Source organism: Streptomyces sp. NRRL F-5122, assembly GCF_001507435.1.
GTDB lineage: Bacteria > Actinomycetota > Actinomycetes > Streptomycetales > Streptomycetaceae > Streptomyces > Streptomyces lannensis.
Map to the genome: position 1 here is coordinate 1 of NZ_LMWH01000018.1, position 7,740 is coordinate 7,740.

General features: G+C 66.4%; 6 protein-coding genes. 4 read left to right on the top strand and 2 right to left on the bottom strand.

Annotated elements, in window-relative coordinates; translation table 11 throughout:
- Positions 1 to 184: 184 nt before the first annotated feature.
- On the bottom strand, positions 185 to 1,321 hold the full coding sequence (locus ADL25_RS04770) for a PP2C family protein-serine/threonine phosphatase (RefSeq protein ID WP_234380558.1): 1,137 nt from the start codon (positions 1,319 to 1,321) through the stop codon (positions 185 to 187).
- 1,340 nt (positions 1,322 to 2,661) lie between these two features.
- Between ADL25_RS04770 and ADL25_RS04775 the strand changes: the two genes are divergently transcribed.
- The gene (locus ADL25_RS04775; RefSeq protein WP_059126357.1) at positions 2,662 to 5,136 is read left to right on the top strand and encodes a SpoIIE family protein phosphatase; all 2,475 of its coding nucleotides are present in this window, start codon (positions 2,662 to 2,664) and stop codon (positions 5,134 to 5,136) included.
- A gap of 53 nt (positions 5,137 to 5,189) precedes the next feature.
- Here the strand turns inward: ADL25_RS04775 and ADL25_RS48855 are convergent, their stop codons facing one another.
- Complete coding sequence (locus ADL25_RS48855; protein ID WP_159044878.1) at positions 5,190 to 5,438, bottom strand: hypothetical protein; 249 nt, start codon at positions 5,436 to 5,438, stop codon at positions 5,190 to 5,192.
- Positions 5,439 to 6,051: 613 nt separating this feature from the next.
- Between ADL25_RS48855 and ADL25_RS04785 the strand changes: the two genes are divergently transcribed.
- The 3 genes from ADL25_RS04785 to ADL25_RS04790 form a co-directional block, all read left to right on the top strand.
- On the top strand, positions 6,052 to 6,519 hold the full coding sequence (locus ADL25_RS04785) for an SRPBCC family protein (protein ID WP_059126359.1): 468 nt from the start codon (positions 6,052 to 6,054) through the stop codon (positions 6,517 to 6,519).
- A gap of 87 nt (positions 6,520 to 6,606) precedes the next feature.
- Positions 6,607 to 6,999, top strand: a complete 393-nt coding sequence (locus ADL25_RS48860; protein ID WP_159044879.1) for a hypothetical protein — start codon at positions 6,607 to 6,609, stop codon at positions 6,997 to 6,999.
- Positions 7,000 to 7,467: 468 nt separating this feature from the next.
- Positions 7,468 to 7,740, top strand: a 273-nt coding sequence (locus ADL25_RS04790) for a hypothetical protein (protein ID WP_159044880.1), incomplete at its 3' end; no start/stop codon positions are given.

Consider the following 7,740-nt stretch of genomic DNA (forward strand, 5'->3'; position numbering starts at 1 on the left):
GTACTCGTAGTCGGCCCCGTAGACCCGGCCCCGCATGAACTCCAGCTCATCCATGCCCCACAGGGTTGCAGCCGCCACCGACAGCCCTGCCGTTACCCAATCCGCGGGACAGCGATTGAACAAACCGCACCGCCATCCCGGAATCGGCAACCACGCCCTCAAGCGCAACGAGAGCACCCCTTGTTTAGGCGGCTGCGGCCTTGCCGTCCCGTCGGGCGACGACGATGGCCATGTCGTCGTCCAGGTGGCCATCGGTGTACTCCTGCAGGTCGGTGACGACTCTGTGGAGCAGCGTTTCGGGTTCCTGGTCGACCCACCTGGTGACCCGCTCGGCCAGCGGGTAGAAGACGCCGCTTTGGTCACGGGCTTCGCTCACACCGTCGGTGTACAGCATCAGTCGGTCGCCTTCGTCGAACGGGAAGGTGGCCGGGAGATACAGGCTGCCGGAGATTGCGCCGAGGCCGAGGGGCGGCGCCGGCTCGGGCACCACGAGCGCGGTCGCGGCGGGGGTGTCGCGGTGCAGCAGGAGGGGTGGCGGGTGCCCGCAACTGACCAGGTGCACGACTGGCTCGTTGTCCGGGATGTCCACGATGGCGGCAGTGACGAAGCGTTCAGCGGCGTCGTCCTCGGACCCGGAGAATTCCGCGAGGCCCCAGCGGATGGCATCTTCCATGTGGCCGACCAGTTGAGGCAACGGGATCTGGCGGTGGGAGGCGGCTCGGAAGGCGCCCAGCACGACTGCGGTGTCACTGATCGAGGACAGGCCCTTGCCGCGGACGTCCCCGATGAGTAGCCGGGTGGAACCGGAGACGCGGGCCACGGCATACAGGTCACCGCCGAGGCACGCATCGGCCTCCGCACCGCGGTACTGCGAGGCGAGCTCGACCGGGCCGGCTCGCTCGGGCAGGGGGCGCAGTACGACGCGCTGTGTCGCGTCGGAGATGGAGCGGCACCGGAGAAGCTTCTGCTGGCCCCGGTCCCGCAGGTGCGTGAAGAACACGAGGAAGGCACTGAGTGCAGCGAGGGTGCCGAGTTCGACAACGACGCTCTCTGTGCCCAGAACACGACGCTCCGCCCCCGCCACGATCAGGGAGAGTACGCTGAGTGAGCCGATGAGTGCGGTGAGGCGGGGACCGGCGCTGAATGCGACGACCGCCACGGCCACGTCCAGCAGGTGCGCAAGATGGATATCCGGCGGCAGGAATCCGTCGGCCACAGGGATCGCAACGATCACTGTCAGTGGGCCGAGCAGCCACATAAGGTGCGGCGCGGCCCGACGCCACGCCTTGGGACCCTCAGCCACCGATCTGATGTTGGTCACAGCGCTCACAATGTGCTCCCGTACTCGCCCCCATCGCAGCAACGCCTGACCACCCACAAGTCATCCCTCCTGCCGAGGTCCTGCGTCCCGCACCTACCACGACAAATGCCGGGCCCGAGAGGGAAGACACACACCCGGACCCTCCTCCGCCTGGCCGCCACCGCATCAGCGCCCGTTTGACGAAAGTGTTCGCCCTAAATCGACGTTCCGGACGACTTCGCGGTCGGGTTCGAGGCCGCTATAGAAGGCCGCGCGGAAAGCCTGGCGCCGTCGCCCGCGGTGATCAGCAAAGTGGGGTTGTACTGACCGCGTCCCCGGAATCAAGGTCAGGACTAGGGAAAGAGGGGAAGACACCGATCTTCACTCCCGGTGGGCGCTGCCGCGGTCATGACCTGACCGTATGCGCTTCACCACCCATGCGTGGGGACCATTTTCCGGGCGGAAGAGCAGACCACTTCACGCCGAACGGTCAGGCGGGGCACCGAGTACCGCCTGTGAGACCAGCGCGCCGCGAAGCCGGAGCGCCACGTCGCATGCCCGGGCTGCCACGCTCGGGGAGTGGGTGAGTACTCCAACTCCCGCAGATCGCGATCTTGCCGTGCCCGCAGAATTGGTCCGGGAATCTGTTACGGAAATGGACCACATTTCGACACATACGGGTCAGTAGCTTGCAAGCATGACCACGAACGAAGCACCCGCAAGCCTGCAACGCCTCCCCGATCGCATGTCCCGTCCGGACCAGGCGAAGCTTGCCCGGGGACAGGCCATAAGCCCGCCTGTATACGCGTGACGGTCTCCCTGTGGCTTACGCCAGTCGACCGGCTACGCCGCGCTCGTCCCCGGACCCTCGCGGCAGCCCACATCTGTCTTTGTCGCCAAGCTGTCCCTTGCGCTGGTGAGCGTTTCTGCGGCTCGCAGCAGGTGCTTGATCAACTTCGCCCGGCAGTTTGGTGCTACCGCATTCGCCGGGCTGGCCACCGATCTGCGGATCTGTCTGGTCATTCCGTTTCCGCGAGTGGCCCTAAAGGGCCCGGCTGCACCGCCTTCTCAGCGGTCGGCGACTGACGCGTGAGTCAGAGCAAGCGGGGCGTCACCGGACGACAGTGTGGCTGACGCCGGTGTCAGCCGGCCGCCCGTTGGCCCCACCCGGCCCTGACTCTCTACGGAGCACGTCTGACGGGCCGTGACCACCGCCGCAGCCACCATCGGTGGGCAGTGTGCATGGGCTGTGGCCCGCCGTGCCTGGTAGCTCGATCACGCCCTGCCCTGCACCTATCCATCCACCCGACCAGCAGAGCAGTTGAGGACCGCATCACCGGGGACACCGAAAGGGAAAAGCAATGGGCAGCTCCGCACAGACAGCAGTCTCCCAGGCTCAGTCGGCTATCGAGACAGCCAGCCCAGCGATAGCTCTCCTCGACGCACAGGGGACGGTTCTCGGATGGTCGCAGGCCGCTCAGCAGCTCCTGGGCTACTCGGCCGCGGAGGTGGTGGGGCGGTCGGCCGGTGTCCTGTTGGCGGCCGCGGGAGACCGAGTAAGGGCTTCAGAGGCCGCACAAGAAAGCACCCTCTGGGGCCGCTGGTCCGATATCGCGCGGGTGCGCCACCGCAACGGCCACAGCATCGACATACGCCTGTCCGTGTCATCGCTGTCCGGTCAGGACGGCCCGGACCGATGGGTGGTCTGGGCGACCGACAAGGCGTTGCTTCCAGCGTGGCCGGCCGAGGCCACAGGGGTGATGCCGCTCCTCGCTACGCTGCTGCTGCCGAGCCGCCTGCCGATCGGTGTCGTCATACAGGACACGAACCTGCGCTGCGTCCGGGGAAACGACATCCAGGGCTCCTGGGACGGCATCCCTCTCTCCCTGCGGCTGGGCCGCAGGCTCACGGAGGCGGCGCCTGGGACGGCAGCTGAAACGCTGGAAGCAGTGATGGACCAGGTGCTCGAGACCGGGGACTCGGCGACGGACGTGGACTACCCGGCCTTGTTGCCGGCGTATGTGCGAAGCAACCGCATATTGACGGCATCCTTTTTCCGCCTCGACGACGCACAGGGACGCGCGCTGGGCGTGTGCACTGTGAGCATGGACGTCACCGGCTGCCGACGGGCGCGAGAGCATCTGGCCATCCTCGGCGAGGCCAGCAGGCGTATCGGCACCACTTTGGACGTCATGCAGACCGCGCAGGAATTGGCCGATCTCGCGGTGCCGTTCCTCGCGGACTACGCCACTGTCGACCTGGCGGAGTCTGTCCCACTCGGCGAGGAGCCCTTGGCTCATCTCGGCCCACAGGACGGGCGCATTCCCGCCTTCCGCCGTGCGGGCTTGGCCTCGATCCACCCTGGAACGCCGGAGTCCCTGTTCGCTCGCGGAGAGCCGATCTTCGTCCCGCCCACTTCGCCTTTCACCGAAGTCCTGCACTCCGGGAAATCCCACTTCGAGCCGATACTGGACACATCTCCGGGCACATGGCTGGACCACCACGGCGCGCTGGCGGAGAAGATCCGCGAGCACGCCATGCACTCGTTGATGGTCGTTCCGATCCACGCCCGGGGCGTAGTGCTGGGTGTGGCGGTCTTCGCGCGGACGGAGGATCCCAGGCCGTTCGAGGAGGACGACCTGCTCTTGGCTGAGGAACTCGTCAACTGGGCAGCGCTGGCTCTGGACAACGCCCGCCAATACGTCCGCGAACGCACCGCGGCTCTCGCCCTGCAGCGCCTGCTGCACCCCCACCGCCCCACGGGCGGCTCCGCCGCTGACGTCGCCTGGCGCTACCTGCCGGCCGACAGCCACCACGGCATTGGGGGTGACTGGTTCGACGTGATCCCCCTATCCGGCGCCCGCGTCGCCCTGGTCGTCGGCGACGTGGTCGGACACGGCGTCAACGCGGCGGCGCAGATGGGTCAACTCCGCACCGTCATGCGCACCCTCGCGGAAATGGACATGCCTCCCGACGAAGTACTGGCCCGCCTCGACGAGCAGGTCATCCGCCTCACCCAGGCGGAAGCCGACCCCCGGTACCCGGCCAGCACCACGATGGCCGCCACGTGCCTGTACGCCGTCTACGACCCGGTCACCCGGTGCTGCACCATGGCACGGGCCGGACACCCACCGCCCGCGGTCATCGACCCGCACGGCCACGTCACCTTCCCCGACCTGCCCACCGGAGCACCGCTCGGCCTCGAACTGGTCCCCTTCGAGTCCACAACTTTGGAACTCGCTGAAGGAAGCGTGCTCGCCCTCTACACCGACGGTCTGATCGAGGCCCGCGACCAGGACATCAGCACCGGCATGAACCGTCTGCGCGCGGCCCTCGCACGTCCCCACCACACACTGGACGACCTGTGCTCTTCCACAGTGGACGCACTGCGGGCCAAGCCGCCGAGCGACGATGTCACTCTGCTCCTCGCACGGACGCACGCGCTCACCGCAGACCAGGTTGCTTCTTGGCAGTTCCCCAGCGATCTCGCCGTCATCAGCCGTGCCCGAACTCTCGCTACCCGGCAGCTGGCCCAGTGGGGGCTGGAACACCTAGCCGACTCCACAGAGCTGATCGTCAGCGAACTGTTCACCAACGCCATCATCCACGGCAACAGCAAGCACACCATCGACCTACGCCTCATCCGGCACGGGATGCTGACGTGCGAAGTCTCCGACGCAAGCCACTGCCATCCGCTTATGCGACACCCCCGCACCACCGACGAACACGGCCGTGGTCTCTTCCTCGTCACTCAACTGTCCCAGCGATGGGGAACCCGCCACATCCCGGACGGCAAAGTCATCTGGGCGGATCAGCAACTGCCAACCAGCGCGTGAAACCACCATGCAGGCAGGCCTGAAGTTTCCCCGTGATCTTGGGCACTCGTCGGTTATGCCGCGAGGGCGTGTTGATGCCGCTGCCTGGTCTCGGCCAGGGTGAGGTTGCCGAAGTTCTTGTGCTTGCGCAGGCGGCGGCGGTCGTAGAAGGTCTCGATGAAGGTGAAGACCTCGGCGCGGGCGGTGGCCCGGTCGGGCGAGATGCGGGTGCCGATCTCTTCCTTGAGCAGGGCCCAAAAACTCTCCGCGGCCGCGTTGTCGAAGCATGATCCGGTACGTCCGCAGCTGTTCCGCAGCCCCAACTCCATTATTCGGTGTCAGAATTGGGTCGAGGTGTAATGGAAGGGTCCAAGCACCTCGGCCATCACGTCACAAAAGCATTGGTGATGCATCAGGCCGACGAAGTCTGGGAGGGCATCAGTCGGCACCTTTTCCGGGACACTTCCGGTCGTAGGTTCGGCCGGCCGAAGACCGGAACCGATGCACTCCTGCGGCCTCATCGCCGACCGCGACATGGTCTCCAGTGCCCTCGCCACACACGTCCGGCTCACCAATCCAAACGACCCCAGTACCGCGAGCCTGGACAAAGGTCAGGCTCGCATAACACAGATTCTCTTCTCAGAAGGGCTGCAAGAAGCCCTGTCGAGTCAACCGCAGCGCGGTGCCCGCCCCAGCACGGACCGCACCCACGCGGCAGCCCGCCGTTCGGGAACTCCCGGACGCCAGGCCTCTGCTCGACAAAACACCACCGACCGGTCCGGGCCACCCCGAATGAGACCCGACCCGCGAACAAGCGGCACAAGGCCCACGTCGGAACAGCCGCCCCAGTAGGGATCGCCCCGCCCAGCGGCGGCACACCCGAACCGGAACTGGTCGGAAGGCATCCCATCACGGGATGACTCTTAGACTTTGGCCATGAACAGGATCGACCGCGCCAGCCGGCTCATCTCGGCGTCACCGGCGGCTGTCTACGACGCCCTCCTCGATCGCGAGTCTCTCGAGGTGTGGCTTCCGCCGGAAGGCATGCGAGGGCACGTCGAGCGGTGGGATCCCCGGCCTGGTGGAGGGTTCCGGATGGTCCTCACCTACCTCGACCCCGCCGAAAGCCCCGGTAAGACTTCAGATGCGACGGATGTCGTCGACGTCGAGTTCGCGCAGCTGGTTCCGCCCACGCGCGTGGTACAGAGGGCGGTGTTCGAGGCCGACGACCCCTCGTACGCGGGCACCATGACAATGACCTGGCAACTTGCTCCTGTTGGTGACGGTACTGAGGTGACCGTCACCGCCACGGATGTGCCGCCCGGCATCGACCAAGCGGTCCACGAGGCTGGGATCGCCTCGTCACTGGCAAATCTGGCGTCGTACATCGAAGCAACCGGCTGACGCGCGGACGGCAGCGGCTCGGTTCGGCCACGTCGTCGTGAGAACTGCCGAGCGCTTGCGTCTCCTTCATGAGCCTCCGAGTCGTCGGTGGGCCAGAACGTGTGTGCTGCGCGAGCTCGTCCGCCGAGGCCACGCGATAAACAGGCCAAGGAGTTCTCCAAGCCGGTTGTCATCAAAGCCAACGGCTCCGCCTACGGCGCACGCTGCGAGATCAGCCAAGCCACTCCTGCCGCGATGGCCGCCGAGCAAGGCCCGTCGTGGAAACCCGGCTTCGCCGTGCCCTTCGGCGGCAGTTCCCGCCCACTGACGCACCGCGCCCGTCGCAAGCGCGTTCTGGAGACGATCCTGATCGGTGAGCCGATCCCGGTCACTCGAGCAGCCCCGCGGACGTCGTGGACAGGGCGCTGCGACCTCCCCGACCGTCCTGCCGCCCGCTCCGCCGTGGATGCACCGGTCACCAACAGACGGCGGCTCAGGTGATCAGCGACCCGCAGCGCCGGACAGGACGTCCGCACCCCGAACCGGACCGAACTCCGTAAAGACAGGGTCAGTTCCATCGCGAGCCACCGTACTTGCCGATCGGAAGACAACTGGTCACAGAGCATCGTCCCAATTTTCCCACTCCACCGAATACGGGGCAATTAAGGGGAAGGATTCCCCCGGCGAGCGCATTTCATTCCATTTCCGCGCAGGGCTCGGACGGCGGACTGCGCCACGAGTAGTGAATTCGTCTGGACGGGTGTTTTAACAAGGACCGGAACCCACTGTTCTGCACCTACCAGGAAAGGCTGCTGAGCTGCCTCTTTCCGCGCATCTACGAATCGCCACTACCCACACCCGCAGCGCCTGACCGACTTTCAGCTTGCGCAGTGAAGCGCGGAATTCGAGGTAGCGTCTGACGCAGCAGCAGGGAAATGATCGAATTCCTGCTGTTCGAAAGGAGAGTTCGTGAAGACCATTGCTAGGGCCGTGGCAGTCGCGCTCATGACAGCCGGAGCGGTTGCCGTGCCCCTGACGGCAGAAGCCAGCGCCACCCCGCTGCCGGGATCGGTTTCCGCGGCGCCCGTCACCTCCGCCCTCCACCGCGGCGACAGTGCACGGATCCACCACCCCTCCCACTACCGCAACAACGGGGACCTGCGCCGCTACCACGGCATCGACCTGCGGCGGTACCGCGGCAACGACCGCGACTACTGGCGCTGGGACAGGTACCGCAACCGC

What these genes read in the sequence shown, in the direction of transcription:
- ADL25_RS04775 (WP_059126357.1), top strand. Translation starts at nt 2,662, where the DNA reads ATGGGCAGCTCCGCACAGACAGCAGTCTCCCAGGCTCAGTCGGCTATC.
- ADL25_RS04785 (WP_059126359.1), top strand. Translation starts at nt 6,052, where the DNA reads ATGAACAGGATCGACCGCGCCAGCCGGCTCATCTCGGCGTCACCGGCG.